The 16895-nt window shown below is 68.7% G+C and carries 18 protein-coding genes and 1 pseudogene; 11 read left to right on the forward strand and 8 right to left on the reverse strand.

The features are described 5' to 3' along the window. Positions 1–56 precede the first annotated feature (56 nt). A complete protein-coding gene (gene glpK / locus ACFOWB_RS21635) occupies positions 57–1547 on the forward strand; it encodes a glycerol kinase GlpK (protein WP_261402204.1) in 1491 nt (496 codons plus the stop codon). A gap of 4 nt (positions 1548–1551) precedes the next feature. Here the strand turns inward: glpK and ACFOWB_RS21640 are convergent, their stop codons facing one another. After that, positions 1552–2079, reverse strand: coding sequence for a flavin reductase (locus tag ACFOWB_RS21640; protein WP_261402203.1), 528 nt, complete (start codon positions 2077–2079; stop codon positions 1552–1554). Between the two features lie 118 nt (positions 2080–2197). Here ACFOWB_RS21640 and ACFOWB_RS21645 point away from each other — a divergent pair, with 118 nt between their 5' ends. Continuing rightward, positions 2198–2434: an Lrp/AsnC family transcriptional regulator gene (locus ACFOWB_RS21645; RefSeq protein ID WP_261402202.1), complete on the forward strand. Its 237-nt coding sequence runs from the start codon at positions 2198–2200 to the stop codon at positions 2432–2434. A 223-nt stretch (positions 2435–2657) separates the two neighbouring features. Here the strand turns inward: ACFOWB_RS21645 and hisS are convergent, their stop codons facing one another. Next, positions 2658–4136, reverse strand: coding sequence for a histidine--tRNA ligase (gene hisS, locus ACFOWB_RS21650; RefSeq protein WP_261402201.1), 1479 nt, complete (start codon positions 4134–4136; stop codon positions 2658–2660). Positions 4137–4426: 290 nt separating this feature from the next. Here hisS and ACFOWB_RS21655 point away from each other — a divergent pair, with 290 nt between their 5' ends. Next, the gene (locus tag ACFOWB_RS21655; RefSeq protein WP_261402200.1) at positions 4427–4741 is read left to right on the forward strand and encodes a (2Fe-2S)-binding protein; all 315 of its coding nucleotides are present in this window, start codon (positions 4427–4429) and stop codon (positions 4739–4741) included. Positions 4742–4891: 150 nt separating this feature from the next. Then, on the forward strand, positions 4892–5377 hold the full coding sequence (bfr, locus tag ACFOWB_RS21660) for a bacterioferritin (protein ID WP_261402199.1): 486 nt from the start codon (positions 4892–4894) through the stop codon (positions 5375–5377). Between the two features lie 141 nt (positions 5378–5518). Here bfr and ACFOWB_RS21665 read toward each other — a convergent pair whose 3' ends face one another. Both ACFOWB_RS21665 and ACFOWB_RS21670 read right to left on the reverse strand, forming a co-directional pair. After that, positions 5519–6358, reverse strand: coding sequence for a hypothetical protein (locus tag ACFOWB_RS21665; protein WP_261402198.1), 840 nt, complete (start codon positions 6356–6358; stop codon positions 5519–5521). Continuing rightward, the gene (locus ACFOWB_RS21670) at positions 6355–6804 is read right to left on the reverse strand and encodes an ABA4-like family protein (RefSeq protein WP_261402197.1); all 450 of its coding nucleotides are present in this window, start codon (positions 6802–6804) and stop codon (positions 6355–6357) included. Before ACFOWB_RS21670 ends, ACFOWB_RS21665 begins: the two co-directional genes overlap by 4 nt. A 38-nt stretch (positions 6805–6842) precedes the next feature. On the opposite strand from ACFOWB_RS21670, the gene ACFOWB_RS21675 reads away from it, so the two are divergent. Further along, complete coding sequence (locus ACFOWB_RS21675) at positions 6843–7487, forward strand: TetR/AcrR family transcriptional regulator (protein WP_261402196.1); 645 nt, start codon at positions 6843–6845, stop codon at positions 7485–7487. On the opposite strand, the gene ACFOWB_RS21680 is transcribed toward ACFOWB_RS21675, so the two are convergent. Beyond that, complete coding sequence (locus ACFOWB_RS21680) at positions 7484–8101, reverse strand: glycoside hydrolase family 25 protein (RefSeq protein ID WP_261402195.1); 618 nt, start codon at positions 8099–8101, stop codon at positions 7484–7486. The two genes, ACFOWB_RS21675 and ACFOWB_RS21680, sit on opposite strands and share 4 nt — an antisense overlap. A 230-nt stretch (positions 8102–8331) precedes the next feature. On the opposite strand from ACFOWB_RS21680, the gene ACFOWB_RS21685 reads away from it, so the two are divergent. From ACFOWB_RS21685 to ACFOWB_RS21700, 4 genes and pseudogenes are all read left to right on the forward strand, one after another. Beyond that, positions 8332–9507 carry a CobW family GTP-binding protein gene (locus ACFOWB_RS21685; protein WP_261402194.1) on the forward strand — a complete coding sequence of 392 codons (1176 nt, stop codon included), beginning with the start codon at positions 8332–8334 and terminating at the stop codon, positions 9505–9507. Positions 9508–9679: 172 nt separating this feature from the next. Beyond that, positions 9680–10690, forward strand: a complete 1011-nt coding sequence (locus ACFOWB_RS21690; protein ID WP_261402193.1) for a WD40 repeat domain-containing protein — start codon at positions 9680–9682, stop codon at positions 10688–10690. 373 nt (positions 10691–11063) lie between these two features. Continuing rightward, entirely contained in the window at positions 11064–11417 is a 354-nt protein-coding gene (locus tag ACFOWB_RS21695) for a hypothetical protein (protein WP_315855072.1), read from the forward strand. Continuing rightward, positions 11363–12337, forward strand: a pseudogene (locus ACFOWB_RS21700) (alpha-hydroxy acid oxidase). Before ACFOWB_RS21695 ends, ACFOWB_RS21700 begins: the two are co-directional and overlap by 55 nt. Positions 12338–12381: 44 nt before the next feature. On the opposite strand, the gene ACFOWB_RS21705 reads toward ACFOWB_RS21700, so the two are convergent. After that, positions 12382–13014 carry a S24 family peptidase gene (locus tag ACFOWB_RS21705; protein WP_378149294.1) on the reverse strand — a complete coding sequence of 211 codons (633 nt, stop codon included), beginning with the start codon at positions 13012–13014 and terminating at the stop codon, positions 12382–12384. Positions 13015–13226: 212 nt separating this feature from the next. On the opposite strand from ACFOWB_RS21705, the gene ACFOWB_RS21710 reads away from it, so the two are divergent. Together ACFOWB_RS21710 and ACFOWB_RS21715 are read left to right on the forward strand one after the other, a co-directional pair. Then, positions 13227–13595: a DUF952 domain-containing protein gene (locus ACFOWB_RS21710; protein ID WP_261402192.1), complete on the forward strand. Its 369-nt coding sequence runs from the start codon at positions 13227–13229 to the stop codon at positions 13593–13595. Further along, positions 13592–14686: a quinone-dependent dihydroorotate dehydrogenase gene (locus tag ACFOWB_RS21715; RefSeq protein WP_261402191.1), complete on the forward strand. Its 1095-nt coding sequence runs from the start codon at positions 13592–13594 to the stop codon at positions 14684–14686. The genes ACFOWB_RS21710 and ACFOWB_RS21715 overlap by 4 nt, the downstream gene beginning before the upstream one ends. A 7-nt stretch (positions 14687–14693) precedes the next feature. On the opposite strand, the gene ACFOWB_RS21720 is transcribed toward ACFOWB_RS21715, so the two are convergent. Together ACFOWB_RS21720 and ACFOWB_RS21725 are read right to left on the reverse strand one after the other, a co-directional pair. Continuing rightward, positions 14694–15002 carry a DUF6460 domain-containing protein gene (locus tag ACFOWB_RS21720; RefSeq protein ID WP_261405806.1) on the reverse strand — a complete coding sequence of 103 codons (309 nt, stop codon included), beginning with the start codon at positions 15000–15002 and terminating at the stop codon, positions 14694–14696. 89 nt (positions 15003–15091) lie between these two features. Then, positions 15092–16669 carry a S8 family serine peptidase gene (locus ACFOWB_RS21725; protein ID WP_378149297.1) on the reverse strand — a complete coding sequence of 526 codons (1578 nt, stop codon included), beginning with the start codon at positions 16667–16669 and terminating at the stop codon, positions 15092–15094. Between the last annotated feature and the right edge of the window lie 226 nt (positions 16670–16895).

Here is a 16895-nt window from a genome sequence, read left to right on the forward strand (position 1 = left end):
CCTTGCCCTAAGGTTTCGGTTGCGGGCCAGGCCTTCGACGGGAAAGCTCCGGCGCCATGGCGGACCATATCGTCGCGATCGACCAGGGCACGACCTCGACGCGGGCGATCGTGTTCGACGCCAGACTGCGCCCTGTCGCGACCGCAAGCCGCGAATTCCGCCAGATCTTCCCGAAGCCCGGATGGGTGGAGCACGACCCGGAAGACCTCTGGGCGACGACCGTCGCGACCGTCTCCGAGGCCATGGCGCGCGCGGGCCTCACGGCTGCCGACGTCGCAGGGATCGGGATCGCCAACCAGCGCGAGACGACCGTGCTGTGGGACCGGCGCACCGGCAAGGCGGCCGCCAACGCCATCGTGTGGCAGGACCGGCGCACGGCCGCGATCTGCGCGACGATGCGCGAGGCGGGCGACGAACCCGAGGTCACAGCGCGCACCGGCCTCGTGCTCGACCCCTACTTTTCCGCCACGAAGCTCGGCTGGCTGCTGGACGAGACGGACGGCGCCCGCGAGCGGGCGCAGGCGGGCGACCTCGCCTTCGGCACAGTCGACGCCTTCCTGATCTGGCGGCTCACTGGCGGGGCGGTCCACGCGACCGACGCCACCAACGCCTGCCGCACCCTGCTCTACGAAGTGACCGAGGGCCGCTTCGACGAGCGCCTGTGCGAACGGTTCGGCGTGCCGGCCGCACTACTGCCGGAGATCCGCGACTCCTCCGGCTCGTTCGGCGAGACGCTTCCGGGCCTTTTCGGCGGCCCGATCAGAATCCTGGGCGTCGCCGGCGACCAGCAGGCCGCCACCGCCGGCCAGGCCTGTTTCGAGCCCGGAATGGCGAAGGTCACCTACGGCACCGGCGCCTTCGCGCTGCTCCACACCGGCGACGCTCCGGTGTTCTCGGACAACAAGCTGCTGACGACCGTCGCGCTGCAGCTCGGCGGGCGGAGGACCTTCGCGCTCGAAGGCGCGATCTTCGTCGCCGGCGCGGCCGTGCAGTGGCTGCGCGACGGGCTGAAGCTCGTGCGCGAGGCGAGCGAGACCGAGGCGCTGGCGAAGGCGGCCGATCCCGAACAGGACGTCTATCTCGTGCCGGCCTTCGTCGGCCTCGGCGCGCCGCATTGGGACCCGGAGGCGCGCGCCGCGCTGATCGGACTGACGCGCGGGACCGGACAGGCCGAAATCGCCCGCGCGACGCTCGAAAGCGTCGGCTACCAGACCGCCGATCTCATGGACGCGATGCGGGCGGACTGGCCGCGCGGCGAGGTCGGCCGCGCGCTGCGCGTCGACGGCGGCATGGTCGCGAGCGACTGGACCATGCAGTTCCTCGCCGACATCCTCGACGTCGAGGTCGACAGGCCGGAAATCCGCGAGACCACGGCGCTCGGCGCCGCCTATCTCGCGGGGCTTGCGGCGGGAGTTTGTCCGGAGCCTGCGGAGTTCGCGAAAGCCTGGCGGCTCGAACGGCGGTTCTCGCCCGCGATGGACGCCGAGACGCGCCGCCGCAAGCTCGCGGGATGGGCGGACGCAGTCGGGCGCGTGAAGAGCCGGTGAGGCCTCAGCCGGCCGCGCCCGAATAGGGGCGATAGCGGCGGCGGTGATAGGACAGCCCGTCGGTCGGCCCCTTGGCGAAGCGGACCGCCTCGAGCTGCACCACCATGGCGGCGTGGGTGCCCACCACGATCTCGGAGACGATGCGCCCGTCGAACACCGCGAGCGCATGTGCGAGCGTCGGCGCGCCGGTGATGAGCGGCGCCCATTCGCCATGGGCGAAGCGGTCGTCGCCCGCGCCGCCCGACGAGCGCGAGAACGCCCGGGCGATGTCCTCCTGGTCGGCCGAGAGCGCGTTCACGGCCACGATGCCGTTCTGGCTCGCGATGCGGTGGCTGCGGCTCGACAGGTTGAGGCAGACGACGAGCGTCGGCGGCTGGTCGGTGAGGCTGACCACCGAGGTCGCGGTGGCGCCGTGGCGTCCCGCCGGCCCATCGGTCGTCACGACATGGACGGTGGCGGCGATGCGCGACATCGCTTCCCGGAAGCGTTCGGCCTCCGGCGAGGGTTCGGTCACGGCGATTTTCGTCTTCATCGATCCGCCTTCAACGTGACGTCGCGACTTTGCGCGCCCAACATGGCATGAGCGCGGTTGTGGCCCAGTTAATCCGGCCGCGGAATCACCGCCATCGCGAACCGAAGACGACCCCGCCATGCAGACCTTCTTCGTCCAGATCAAATGCGAACTCGGCCGCACCTACGAGGTCGCGGAAATGCTCGCCGATCAAGAGCTGCATTCGGAGATCTATTCGACCGCGGGCGACTACGACCTGATCGTGAAGTACCATGTCGAGGACGGCGTCGACGTCGGCCACTTCATCGGCGAGAACGTCCACGCGATCGACGGCGTCCGCGACACCTACACGCTCGTGACCTACAAGGCGTTCTGAGGCTTTCGCGCTCTCTCCGCAGACTGAATCCGGGCTCGGAACCGAACCGCGTGCTTCGAGACGCAGCCCGGTCGGGCCGCTCCTCAGCATGAGGAGCGTCGGCGCGGCGCCCCTCATCCCGGCCGAAGAGCCGGGATCCAGAACCGAGCCGGTCCGCCCAGATTTCGAAAGCGCGTCGGTTCTGGGTCCCGGATCAAGTCCGGGACAAGAAAGGCGGCTCGCCTCACGCCTGCCGGGCGAGGATCGCCTTCACTTCCTCGACGAGCCGGTCCTCCGCCACCGTCACCTGCGCGGGGCGGCTCTCGGTCCATTCGGCGCGGTCGGCGATCGCCTTGGCGGCGGCGGCGCCTGCGACGAGGTCCTTCAGCGTCACCTCGCCCTTCTCGCGCTCGTCCGAGCCCTGGATGACGACGCAGGGGGAGCGGCGCCGGTCGGCGTATTTCATCTGCGCCTTCATGCCCGAGCCGCCGAGATAGACCTCGGCCGTGATCCCGGCGTCGCGCAGGCGCTTGGCCTGGGCCATCGAGTCGCCGATGCGGTCCCGGTCCATGACGAGCACCACGACCGGGCCGTCCGCCCGGGTCTCCTCCTCGCCCTTCAGCGCCGAGAGCGCGGCGAGCAGGCGCGAGACGCCGATGGAGAAGCCCGTGGCGGGAACGTTCTCGGCCATGAAGCGGCCGACCAGCCCGTCATAACGCCCACCGCCGCCCACAGAACCGAACTGGATCGGGCGGTCCTCGTCGTCGTGGACGGTGAAGGTAAGCTCGGCCTCGTAGACCGGGCCGGTGTAGTATTCGAGGCCGCGCACCACCGCCGGATCGACCGAGACGCGGCCTGAGTAGCCCGCCGCATCGACGAGCTTGGCGATCGTCGCCAGTTCTTCGGCGCCTTCGCGGCCGGTCGCGGTCTCGGCGAAGGCTTCCGCGAGCGCCGCGGCCGTCTCCTCGTTCGAGCCGCGCTTTGCCTCGAGGATCGACAGCACGCGGCTCGCCGCCGCCTCATCGAGCCCCGCGCCCTTAGTGAAATCCCCGCTCTCGTCCTTGCGGCCGGCGCCCAGCAGCGCCCGCACCCCGTCCGGCCCCAGCCGGTCGAGCTTGTCGATCGCGCGCAGCACCGTCAGCCGGCGACCCGCGTTCTCCTCGCCGCCGAGGCCGATCGCCTCCATGACGCCGTCGAGGATCTTGCGGTTGTTGACCTTGATGACGTAGTCGCCGCGCTTGACGCCCACGGCCTCCAGCGTGTCGGCCATCATCATGCACATCTCGGCGTCCGCCGTGACGTTCGGCGCGCCCACGATGTCGGCGTCAAACTGCAGGAACTGGCGGAAGCGGCCCGGGCCCGGCTTCTCGTTGCGGAACACCGGCCCGAAGCGATAGCTGCGATAGGGCTTCGGCAACCGCTGAAAGTTCTCCGCCACGAAGCGCGCGAGCGGCGCGGTGAGGTCGTAGCGAAGCGACATCCACTGCTGGTCGTCGTCCTGAAGCGAAAACACGCCGGCGTTCGGACGGTCCTGGTCCGGCAGGAACTTGCCGAGCGCGTCGGTGTATTCAAACACCGGCGTCTCCAGCCCCTCGAAGCCCCAGAGCTCATAGGTCGCGCGGATCGCCTCGGCCATCTCGCGCACGGCTTTCAGCTCGGCCGCGCCGCGGTCGGCGAATCCGCGCGGCGAACGCGGCGCGATAAGGTCTGAGCGAGAAGCCATCGAAAACGTCCGGATTCTGGAAAGCCGCCGGGGCCACGACGGCCCCTGCCCGGCTGCTCCTAGAGAAAATCAGCTTCGCGCGAAAGCCTGAGGTCCGAAGGAGGATGGGGAAGCGCACGGTTGCGGGGCGTTGCAAAAACACCCACCTACCGTGGGGAAGTTGTGGGACGACGCCCCCGACATTGACGCGGGACGCCTCCGCCGGTATCAATAAAATGCAGTTGGATCAGTAGTTTATAGCTATTCTAATCTGCATTCGAGAGACGTCAGACACCACCGTTGGACGCCCAATGATCGTCTGCTCCTGTAACGTACTGAGCGACGCCCAGATTCGGACGACGATCGGCGACGTCGAGGCCAAGCCTCAGACGCCCGGTCAGGTCTATCGCTGCCTCGGCTGCAGCCCGCAATGCGGGCGCTGCGCGCGCACGATCCGGGCCATGCTCGCCGACATCAAGGGTCTGCAGCCGCGCACCGACGAGGCTTCGGCTTGCGGAACGTGCCCTGCCGCCTGCCCCGCCGTGACGCATGGCGTCGGCGAGGTGCTGGACTTCGTCGACGACGTCGTCGAGGTCGCGACGATCGACCGCCGCCGCGCGGGCTGACCGCGGCGTTTTCCGACTGTCATCCGCGTTCCTGCCCCTATAACGCTTCCAAGGAATGCGTTTCGGGGTTGGCTTGCTCGTGGCCGCCACCTAGTTTAGAAGCATTCTAGGTTTTGGGACGGCGGCGGCGACGCCGCGAGGGAGCTTGCCATGAAGGGCGACGCGAAAGTCATCGAATATCTCAACCGCGGCCTCCGCTCCGAGATGACCGCGATCAACCAGTACTGGCTGCATTACCGCCTGCTGGACGACTGGGGCTATCTCGAGCTCGCCAAGAAGTGGCGCAAAGAGTCGATCGAGGAGATGGAGCACGCGGACAAGTTCGTAACGCGCATCATCTTCCTCGAGGGCTTCCCGAACATGCAGGTGCTCGACCCGCTGCGGATCGGCCAGAGCGTCAAGGAAATCCTCGAATGCGACCTCGCGGCCGAGCTCGAGGCCCGCGCGCTTTATCGCGAGGCGGCGCTCTATTGCCAGGACATCGGCGACCTGCCGTCGAAGAATCTCTTCGAGGAGCTGATGACCGACGAGGAAGGCCACATCGACTTCCTCGAGACGCAGCTCAACCTCGTGGCCCAGCTCGGCGAGCAGCTCTACGCCCAGAAGCATGTCGGCCACGTCGGCGGCGAAGACTGAGTTTTCCTGAGCCTTCGGGCTTTGCGGAATGACGAACGGCCGGAGGGTGACCTCCGGCCGTTTTTGTTTGGGAGCGCTGGACCCTCAGCCGTCATGCCCGCGTCTTCGCGGGCATGACGGCGGAGAGGGCGACGTCTGGGCTCACCCCAACGGAAAGGCCTGACCCATCACCGCCTGCGCGAACACCGCGACGGTGATCGCCGCGATCGCGACGCCCGCGGCGATGACCAACCGCCGCGATCCGAGCGCCCCGAACGCGCCCGTCGTCAAGGCGGCGACGACGGGCAGAAGCTGCTCGCCATGCATGCCGAAGAAATGCGCGACCCGGAGGTCGCCGCCCGCCCGGTTCCAGCCGAACAGGGGCGTCGCGCCGCCGACCGCGCCGACATTGTGCCCTGCCCCATATTGCTGGCTCATATACAAGCCGGACAGCGCCCCGAGCACGACCGTGAGCGCGATCCCCGCCACGACCGCGAGCCTGAGCGTCGGGTCGAGCCCGCGAACAGGACGCCGCCAGATCTCGAGCGCGAGCGGGATCTTGGTCAGGAGCATCGTCAGCGCGGCCGCGCCCATCGCCCCATAGAGCCAGAAATGCGCGGCGTCGGCGCGGTTGAAATGCGACCGTTCGCCGAGCCCCGCCTGAAGCGTGATGTAGCCGAGCTCGAACACGCCCGCGGCGATGACGATCCGCACGCTCCAGCGCAACGCCGGAGCGTCTCGACGGTCGGGCCGGACATAGCCAAAGAACCAGGCGGAGGTGAGCAGGAACACGCCCGTCGACAGGAAGAACTTCGCGGGCTTGGTCCAGACCGAGACGCCGTCGAGCGTCCGTCCGTCGAACAGCTGAAGCGCCGAGGCGACGGCGAACAGCGCGAGGAACGCAAACCCCGCCGCGGCGAGCGCCGGCTGGCGCTCCCGAAGCTCCGCGATCGGCGAGGCGCTGCGGATCGCGGCGGCGTCGAACGTGGCGGCGGCGCTCATGACAGGCTCTCCTGCAGGCGCCCGCCCTGGCCGATGCGGATGATGACATAGGTCAGCAGCCCCACCGGACCGAACAGGAACGTCAAGGCGAGGGTCGGCGGAACCAGGATCGCGGGCGTTCCGGCGCGCGCGGCGTCGCGGGCGATCAGCGTGCCGACGATGAGGTCGAAGGCGAGGTAGTGGATCCAGCCGGCGGTCAGCGCATGGTCGTTCTGGAACAGAGCCCGCACCTCGTCGATCGACCCGAAGCCGCCCGACGCGCCGCCGGCCAGACCCGCGATCAGCGAACCGAGATAGGCGACGGCGAAGAGCGCCGGAACCGCGATCCCGGTCGAGATCCAGACCGTGGGCCGGATGCGGGCCAAGAAGGCCGAAAGGCCGAGCGCGAGCCAGCCGACAAGCGCGATGGAGTTGGAGGCTGCGAAGACGTCGTCAGGGGTGAGCATGGCTTGCCATCCATTATCTTTACATCGTACAGATGACCATGAGCGATAATCTTTACACTGTCAAGACTCCGGCGGTGACCTCGCAGAAGCGTGAGGGCTACCATCATGGCGACCTCCGCGCGGCGCTGGTGCGCGCGGCCGAAGAGGTGATCGCCGAGCGTGGCGTGGACGGGTTTTCGCTGCGCGAGGCGGCGCGCCGGGCCGGCGTGTCCGCCGCCGCGCCCCAGCACCATTTCGGCGACGCCCGAGGTCTGCTCACCGCCGTGGCGCGGCTCGGCTTCGAGGGACTTTGCGAGGCGCTCGTCGCCGCGAACGCCGCACATCCCATGCCCGCGGGAGACGAGGCCGCCCGTCGCGCCCGTCTCGACGCCCAGGCGCGCGCCTATGTGGCGTTCGCCATCGCCGAGCCCGCGCGGTTCGACGTGATGTGGCGGAAAGCGCGGATCGACACCTCAGACGAGGCCTATCACGCCGCCGCCCGCCGGGCCTTCGTGCTGCTCGACGAGGCCATTCGCGGCGAGGCGGCGGAACAGTGCGAGGGCCCGCGCGACCCGCGGACGATCGCGGCGTGGGCGGCCGTCCACGGCTTCGCGAGGCTCGCGCTCGACGGAGCGTTTGGGCCCGACCCGCAAGGCGCCGCCGACGCGATGCTCGGCGCGGTGATCGGGCGGCTTGATCTTTAGAACGGCCAGCGCGCGCGGAGTTCGTCCTCCGTCCCGTCGAAGGCGTCGCGATCGCAGGGGCCGATCCCGTCGACCTCGCGCGGCTCGGCGCCCGAAGCGCCGTCCGTGTGCTGCCAGAGCGTCCAGCGCGCCCACAGCGCCGGCACGCCCCGCGGCGCATCGCTGAAGCGCGCGTACCAGAGCCGACAGCGCGCCAGCGGCGACGCCTCGACGCCCGCAAGCGTCTCGCGCAGGTGGCGGCCGCCATAGACCACCGGAGGCCGCCCGATCCGCGCCTCGACCAGCGCCACGAACTCTTCGGCCTGCGCGAGGCTCATGTCGGCGCCGGCCGTGCTCTCCTCCCAGTCGAGGCAGACGAGTTCGTCGGGCTGAGGATCGGCGTAGGCGAGATAGTTCTCGACCTGCGCCGCCACCTCGACGCCGCTCGAATAGTGATAGGAGCCCCACAGCAGGCCCGCGGCCCGCGCGGCCTCGCGCCGCTCGCGGAACCTCGGGTCACGGAACGTCGCGCCCTCGGTGGCCTTGTGGATCACGGCGACGATCCCAGCCCTGCGCACGGCGGTCCAGTCGGCCACATGGTTGTGGTGCGAGAGGTCGATCACGCCGTCGAACATGGTCGCTCCGATGGTGCGCGCTTCGAGACGGCCCGTCGGGCCTCCTCAGCATGAGGCAGGTTTGCGGAACTCAACGATCCTCATGCTCGAGGAGCCCGCGTCAGCGGGCGTCTCGAAGCGCGCGAATTCCGTTCCGCATGCCCGGATGACGTCCCGCCCCGCCGTCGCTATATCAGGCGCGACCCTTTCCGCCTCGCCGCTCCAACGCGCGCAATCCCCCCGGAGGCCCCATGCTCGACGCCGCCAAAGACGACAAGACGCCCGTCACCGTGCTCACCGGCTATCTCGGCGCCGGCAAGACGACGCTCCTCAACCGCATCCTCTCGGAGCCGCACGGCAAGAAATACGCCGTCATCGTCAACGAGTTCGGCGAGATCGGCATCGACAACGACCTCGTCGTGGGCGCCGACGAGGAAGTGTTCGAGATGAACAACGGCTGCATCTGCTGCACCGTGCGCGGCGACCTTATCCGCATCCTCGAAGGCCTGATGCGCCGCAAGGGCCAGTTCGACGCGATCATCGTCGAGACCACCGGCCTCGCCGACCCCGCGCCGGTCGCTCAGACCTTCTTCATCGACGAAGAGGTGGGCCGCAAGGCGCGCCTCGACGCCGTGGTGACGGTCGCCGACGCCAAATGGCTGACCGAGCGGCTCAAGGACGCGCCCGAGGCCAAGAACCAGATCGCCTTCGCGGACGTGATCCTGCTCAACAAGACCGATCTCGTCTCCGAGCACGACCTCGAAGAGGTCGAGGCCCGCATCCGCGGCCTCAACCCCTACGCGCGCGTCATCCGGACGCAAAAGTGCGACGTCGCGCTCGACGCGGTGCTCGACAAGGGTGCGTTCGACCTCGACCGAATTCTCGCGATCGAGCCTGCCTTCCTCGAGGCCGACGATCATCACCATCATCACGGGCACGACCATGGCCACCACCATCACGGCCATGACCACGGGCACGAGCATCACGAGCACGGGCCCGACTGCGGCTGCGGGCACGACCACCATCATGATCACGGCCACGACCATCATGCGCACGAAAAGCCGGGCTTCGAGCACAAGGACCACGGCCATGGCGAGCACTCGCATGGCGGCCTGAAGACCTATCACGACGAGACCATGCAGTCGGTCGCGCTCGAAATCCCCGGCGACGTCGATCCCAACAAGTTCATGCCCTGGGTGAACGAACTCGCCCAGACCGACGGCGCGAATTTCCTGCGCTGGAAGGGGATCCTCGCGTTCAAGGACGAGCCCCGCCGCTTCGTGTTTCAGGGCGTCCACATGATCCTCGACGGCGACCTCCAGCGCGAGTGGAAGACGGACGAGAGGCGGCGATCGAAGATGGTCTTCATCGGCAAGGAGCTCGACGAGGCCAAGCTCCGCAAGGGCTTCGAGGCCTGCGCGGCGTAAGGGGCCGCTGTCTCCCAACGAACTGCGTGCTTCGAGACGCCGGCCCTTTCGGGCCGGCTCCTCAGCATGAGGACCGTTGGAGTTTCCTGAACCAGAAACCTCCCTCATGCTGAGGAGCCTTGGCGTCAGCCAAGGCGTCTCGAAGCACGCACTCGGCTAGATCCTCGCTCCCATGTCCCTCCCCCACGACGCCGGCTATCCCTCGCTCACCGAGCGCCTGACCCCGATCGAGGCCGGCGCTTACGTCATCTCGGCGAGCTTCATCGGGACGGCGGCCGTGTTCGCGCTCGCCGACGGCGCGGTGCTGTTCGTCACCGAAGAGGGCGAACTTCGCGTGCCCGCCCATCAGGGCTCGGTCAACGTCGCGGCGACGGGGAAGAACGTGCTCGTCACCGGCGGCGACGACGGCAAGGTGCTCCGATTCACCGGAAACGACACGCCGGAGCCGCTCGGCGCCGCGAAAGGCTGGATCGACGCGCTCGCGATCGGCGCCGACGGCGCGGTGGCGTGGTCGTCCGGCAAGACCGTCTTCGCCCGCGACGGCAAGGGCGAGGTCAAGACCTTCGAGGCCCCCTCCTCCGCGCGCGGCCTCGCCTTCGCGCCGAAGGGCTACCAGCTCGCCGTCTCGCGCTACAACGGCGTCTCGCTCTGGTTTCCGCGCGTCACGGGCGCGCCCAAGGAGCTGACCTGGAAAGGCAGCCACATCGACGCGATGTTCTCGCCCGACGGGCGCTTCGTCGTCACCACCATGCAGGAGAATGCGCTGCATGGCTGGATCGTCGCGACCGGCGGCCACATGCGCATGTCCGGATACCCTGGGAAGGTGCGCTCGACCGCCTGGACCGCCGACGGCAAGTGGCTCGCGACCGCGGGAGCGGACGCCGCGATCCTCTGGCCGTTCCAGGCCAAGGACGGCCCGATGGGCAAAGCCCCCAAGGAGCTCGGCATCCGCCCCGCGCGCGTCTCCCGCGTCGCCGCGCATCCGAAAGCCGGCGTCGTCGCGCTCGGCTATGAGGACGGCGCGGCGCTGATCGTGCGGATCTCCGACGGAGCCGAGATCCTCGCCCGAAATCCGGGCGACGGCGGCGCGGTCACGGCGCTCGGCTGGGACGGCCGGGGAGACCGCCTCGCCTTCGGGACGGAAGACGGCGCGGCCGGCGTGGTGGCGCTTCCCGAGGAGTGAGCGGCGCCCGTCTGTCCCGGCCTCGAGCCGGGACCCGAAACCGCTTCGGTTTCAAAGATAGACGTCACGGCCGAAGCGCCTTTTTGCCTGAAGGGCGTCGGCTCTGGGTCCCGGATCATGTCCGAATAGGATCCGCAAAGTCAGGCATGCCACAGCTTGCATGAGGCGCATGGCGCCCATGCCGCGCCGGATTTGAACTAGACAGGCCCGCGCCCGGCTGCGATCACGCAGACATAGACTTTCGTCTAAGTCTAATTCTCGTCTCGCACCCATTCCCGGCGCATCCAGCGTCCAGCCCCTCGCGCGCTCTCCCGATCCGTGCCCGGTCCTCCGGGCGCGGCGACGATGGCGCGCGGCCGATGGAGACCTTCCGATGAGCGCCAATCCGGACCGCATCTCGACCGATCGCCGGAACTTCATCCGTTTTCTCGCCGCGAGCCCGCTGATGACGCCGGCCGGCGTGAGCGCGATCGTCGGCGGACTGACCGCGGCCTCGGGAGCGGCGTTCGCCCAGAGCTACGACGTGCTGCGCGCGCCGGCCTCGAAGGTCGGCGACGTCATCGCCTCGCCTGACCAGGCGCTTGAAGTGATGGACTTCGAGCCGGCGGCCAAGCAGGCCTGCCCCCGGCCCATTACGGCTATCTGGCGTCGGGCGTCGACGACGACGCCACGCTGTTCGCCAATCACGACGCCTTCTCGAAGCTGCGCATCCGGGTGCGGCGGCTGATCGACGTCCGCAAGATCGACACCAGCGTCACGATCTTCGGCCAGACCTGGAACAGCCCGATCGCGCTCGCTCCGGTCTCGAGCCAGGGCGCGTTCCACCCCGAGGCCGAGTCCGCGGTCGCCCGCGCCGCCAAGGTCCAGGGCCACGGCATGATCCTGTCCACCGTCGGCTCGACCTCGATCGAGGACGTGACCGCCGAGCGCGGCGCGCCGGTCTGGTACATGCTCTATCCGACCGACGACTGAGCGGTGACCGAGGCCATGGTGAAGCGCGCCGAGGCCGCCGGCGCGCCGGCGATCGTGCTGACCGTCGACCGTCAGGGCGGACGCAACACCGAGACGCTGTTCGAGATGCGCCGCGACGACACCCGCGACTGCAAGGCCTGCCATGCCGGCGGCTTCAAGAACGAGGTGAGCCGCAAGCCGATGTTCGACGGCCTCGACGTCTCGAAGGTCACGAACCTCTACGGCACCGGCATGACCTGGGACTATGTCGATCGCCTGCGCAAGATCGTGAAGGGCAAGCTGGTGCTGAAGGGCGTCATGACGCGCGAGGACGCGGCGGAAGCGCTGAACCATGGCGTCGACGGCCTCATCGTGTCGAACCATGGCGGCCGCGCCGAGGAGAGCCTGATGGCGACCATCGACGCCCTGCCGGAGGTCGTCGCGGCCGTCGACGGCAAGATCCCGGTTCTGGTCGACGGCGGCTTCCGCCGCGGCACCGACGTGCTCAAGGCGCTGGCGCTCGGCGCGACGGCGGTGTGCATCGGCCGGCCCTATTGCTGGGGCCTCGCGGCCTTCGGCGAGCCGGGCGTCGCGGCCGTGCTCAAGATCATGCAGCGCGAATTCGAGACCATCATGCGCCAGGTCGGCGCGACCAAGATCGCCGACATCGGCCCGGACAACGTCGTCCGGGCGTGAGAACTGGCCAACGCCACCTCGCCGCATGCCGGCGGGGCGGCGGCCTACTGGCTCGCCCAGACGATCCGGGCGATCCACGCCACCTGCGAGGCCGCGAAAACGCGGTCGGGATGCTCGGGATTGAGCGAACGGAGCTCCACCTGCTTGGCGGTGCGGCGCGCCAGCTCCTTGGCCAGCACCTCGCCCTCGGTGGTCTTCACCACCACGCGGTCGCCTCGCCGGATCGGCGCGCCCGGCGCGACCATCACGACGTCGCCGTCGCGATAGACCGGCGCCATCGAGTCGCCGGCGATCTCGAGCGCATAGGCGTTTTCGTGCTCGTTGTCCGGAAACGCGATCTCGTCCCAGCCCTGGCCGACCGGAAAGCCGCCATCGTCGAAATAGCCGCCCTCGCCCGCCTGAGCCATTCCGATCAGCGGAACCGTGCGTCGCCGTCCGGACGGACCATTCCCGGTGAGGATCTCCATGAAGCCGTCGAGCGGCGTCGAGGTCGCGTCGAGCGCCTTTGCGATCGACTCGGTCGAAGGCCAGCGCGGCCGGCCGTCGCCCGCGATCCGCTTCGAGCGATTGAACGTCGTCGGATCGAGCCCGGACTTGCGGGCGAGACCCGAGGCCGAGAGCCCGTTCTTTGCGGCGAGCGCGTCGATCGCCGCCCATATCTGGCCATGGCCAAGCATGCGCCTGTCGCCTCCTCGCGGCCGCCTTTGGTTCAAAGTACGGCAACGATACCTAGAACTAGGAATTACTACCTTTAACCGTCGATGTCCAGCGGACATCGCACGCGCTCTTGCCTCACGCCTCCCTGTGGTCCTAAACCTCGCGGCCGCCAGTCCGTCCAACGTCCGATGACGGACTGCGTTCCGCAACCGCCAACCGATGCGAGGTCGCGATGACCGATGCGACCATCTACAAGATCGCGCCCGCGGCGCTCTGGGAGGCGGCGGCGCGCGCCGGGACCTTCGACGGCGCGCCGGTCGATCTCGCCGACGGCTACATCCACTTCTCGACCGCAGACCAGCTCGGCGAAACGGCCGCCAAGCATTTCGCGGATCAAAACGACCTCGTGCTGATCGCCGTCGCGACCGCCCCGCTCGGCGACGCGCTGAAATGGGAGCCCTCGCGCGGCGGCGCGCTGTTTCCCCATCTCTACGCGCCGCTGCCGACCTCCGCCGCGATCTGGGTCCGCGCGCTGCCGCTCGGCGAGGACGGCCGGCACATTTTCCCGAGCGAGGCGGCGCCTGCCGGAGCGCCGGCGTGATCGGCGCGCTGTGGCCGCTCGTCCGGCCCGCCTTCCATGCGCTCGATCCCGAGCGCGCCCATGAGGCGACCCTCGCGGCGCTGGAGCTCTTGCCGCGCGGCCGCCCGCCGGCCGTGGATCCGCGGCTTGCGGTCGAGGCCTTTGGGCTGCATTTTCCGAACCCCGTCGGCCTCGCGGCCGGCTTCGACAAGGACGCGCGCGTGCCCGACGCGATGCTCGGCCTCGGCTTCGGCTTCGTCGAGATCGGCTCGGTGACGCCGCGCCCGCAGGCCGGCAACCCGAAGCCGCGGCTGTTCCGCCTCGCCGAGGACCGCGCGGTGGTCAACCGCATGGGCTTCAACAACGCCGGGGCGAGCGAGGCGGAGTCCCGCCTCGCCCGCCGCGCCGGACGCCCCGGGATCGTGGGCGTGAACGTCGGCGCCAACAAGGATTCGGAGGACCGCGCCGCCGACTACGCGCTCGGGATTTCGGCCTTCGCGCGCCACGCCTCGTTCTTCGTCGTCAACATCTCCTCGCCCAACACGCCGGGCCTGCGCGACCTGCAGGCGAAGGCCGCGCTCGACGACCTCGCGGCCCGCGCGATCGAAACGCGGGACAAGGCCGCGGCGCAAGGCCTGCCGCGACGGCCTGTGCTGCTCAAGATCGCGCCGGATCTCGACCTGCTCGGCCTCGACGACGTGGTGGAGGTGGCGCGCGCGCGCGGCTTCGACGGGCTCATCGTCTCCAACACCACGCTCGCCCGCCCGGCGACGCTGAAAGGGGCGGCGGCCAAGGAGGCCGGCGGCCTTTCGGGCGCGCCGCTGATGCGCCGCTCGACTTGGATGCTGGCGCAGGCCCATCTGCGGATGGAAGGCGCGATGCCGCTCGTCGGCGTAGGCGGGGTCGCGTCGGGGGCCGACGCGCTCGCCAAGATCCGCGCCGGCGCGACGCTGGTCGAGCTCTACAGCGGGCTCGTGTTCGAGGGTCCGGACCTCGTCCGCCGCATCCTCGCCGAACTGAGCGCAACGCTCGGCCGCGAGGGCGTCGGCTCGCTCGCGGCTCTCGTCGGCCGCGACGCTCAAGCGGTCGCGGCGGAGGGGCCCGGCGACTGACGGCTCGTCAGCGCCGCCCGCCGACGTTGAGCACCCGCATGACGATCCAGATCGGGATGACGACCGCCGCGCCGATCAGGAAGTAGCGGCCGATCAGCCGCAGCACGTCGGCGGAGTTGCGGATGAGATTCTCGATCTCGTCGGCGACCCAGCGGAACAGCTCGAAGGCGTTGAGATCGAGCTGGTCGAGGATCAGGCCGACGATCACGCACAGCAGCGCCAGCCGGATCAGCACGCCGAGCGGCGAGCCGCCGAAGATCCGCGTCATCGTTCCGGAGCCGTAGCGGGTTCCCGCCTCGCCGTCCCTGCGAAACACCAAGGTGAGTTCCTTCCCTCTCGCGCCCGCCTATCGAGATAGCGGTTCGCGAGCGTCATGCAAGCGCGGGTCTCCCTGCGCCCTCCCCGCTACTTGTAGTCGACGTCGTACTCGCACCCGCTGACGCATTTGCAGGTGCTGCTTTCGTCCTTCGTCGACTCGGCCGGGCCAGAGCACCTGACGACCTTTTTCGCGACGTTGACGGAGAGGCGTTCGACGACGCCTCCCTCCGCGTTCACGATCACCGCCTCGGTGTTGAAGAAGGGATACGGCCAATTCCAGACCGTCTCGTTGTCGCGCTCCCTGCCGGCAGTGAACCACTCTCCGTTCGAGGCGCCGTCAATCACCTCGTCCCGGATCATCCCGACCCCCTTAATCTTCAGTTTGTTTTTCTTTCCACTAAAGCTTGGTCCATAGAACGTAAAAATCTTTGACGATTGGCATCCGGACGTTCTGAATTTGTAAAATGTGTTATTCGCTATGTTTCGATCATACTTCTCTTCGTCGATGCACGCCGCAGCGATTTCCGGCCTGTTCGTCGTCCAGTTGAAGTAGTCGAACTTCGGAACCGCCGGCACGAAGGTGTCGAACCTCCGCAGTGAGGCGGCGGCGGCGTCGACGCGCGGCACGTAGCCCACTCCCTCGGCTCCCACGCCGGGAGCGCGCTTCCCGAGCGCGATCGGAATCTTCGGAGCCGCAAGCAGCCCGATGGTCCCGGCCTGCAGCCCCAAGACATGCGCCGCCGACAGTTGCGGCGCGGCGAGCGACGTTCCCCGGCGCCGCTCCATGGCGTATCGCCCCTGTCCCACGGACGCCGCCATCACCGGCAGGCCTTCGCTGACCGCGTAGCGATCCGCCCGATTGGTGATCGGGTTCTCGCCCAGCGTATAATCCATCGCGACTTCTCCGACCCGCTCCGCGTAGGTGGCGCAGGCCGGCCAATCGGATTTCGCGTCGTCGTCGTCGAAGGAGCCGCCGTTGCCCGCCGCCGCGACCGTCGCCACGCTGCGAGATCGCCTCATATTGTAGATTTCGTCGGCCCCATACGCGAAGCGGAAGCCGCTGCATTCCATGCCGAGGCTGATGTTGAGCGCGCCGATCCGGTACTTCAGCGCTTTCTTCTTCGGCGTCATGACCTCCGCGTTCACGCGCTCGATCGCGGCCAGGACGTCGTCGAAATAGATGGCGTAGAGATTGCCGTCCTTGTCCGGTTTCGCGAGCTTTCTCAACGTATTGATCGAGATGATCTTCACGTCGCGCGCAAAGCCGCGATACTCGCTCGCCGTGTCCGAGCCGACAATGACCGACGCCACCATCGTGCCGTGCTCGCAGCCTGCGAACGCGCAGGTCTGGGATCCGGCCGCGAGGCTGCGCGCGCCGAACTTCACGCCGGCGGGACACGAACTCGTCATGCCGAGTTTCTTGTCCGTGCGAGAGAAGCAGAAACCGTCGACGACCGCCCGCTTCATCGCCCTCACCGTCAGGTCGACGCCCCCGTCGATCATCACGATGGAATAGCCAGCGCCCGTCAGACCAGCCTTCGCCAGCTTGTCCACGCCGAGAAGCTTCTGCGCGGCGACCAGCACCTGGTCCTTGTTCACGCCAGAGGGCGGAGGCGGCGCGACGGCCGGCCGGACCGCGAACGTTCCGCGCGGCACGATCGCCACGAACGACACGTCCGGATCGCGGAGAAGGCCTTCGACTTCGCCGGCCGAGACTGTCGCAGACAGCAGTCCGCCGCTCCTGAACGTCAAGAGACCGTAGTCGTCCTCGGCCTTGACCGCTCCGCCAAAGTGGCGCGCCAGCACGCGCGCCTTCTGGGCGGCGACGGCTGGAGCGCCCGCTTGGCGGCCGGCCCCGTCCCCGCCCGGCGCGTCGTCCTTCATGTGGATG

The organism is Chenggangzhangella methanolivorans (genome assembly GCF_042648545.1).
Lineage (GTDB): Bacteria > Pseudomonadota > Alphaproteobacteria > Rhizobiales > Methylopilaceae > Methylopila > Methylopila methanolivorans.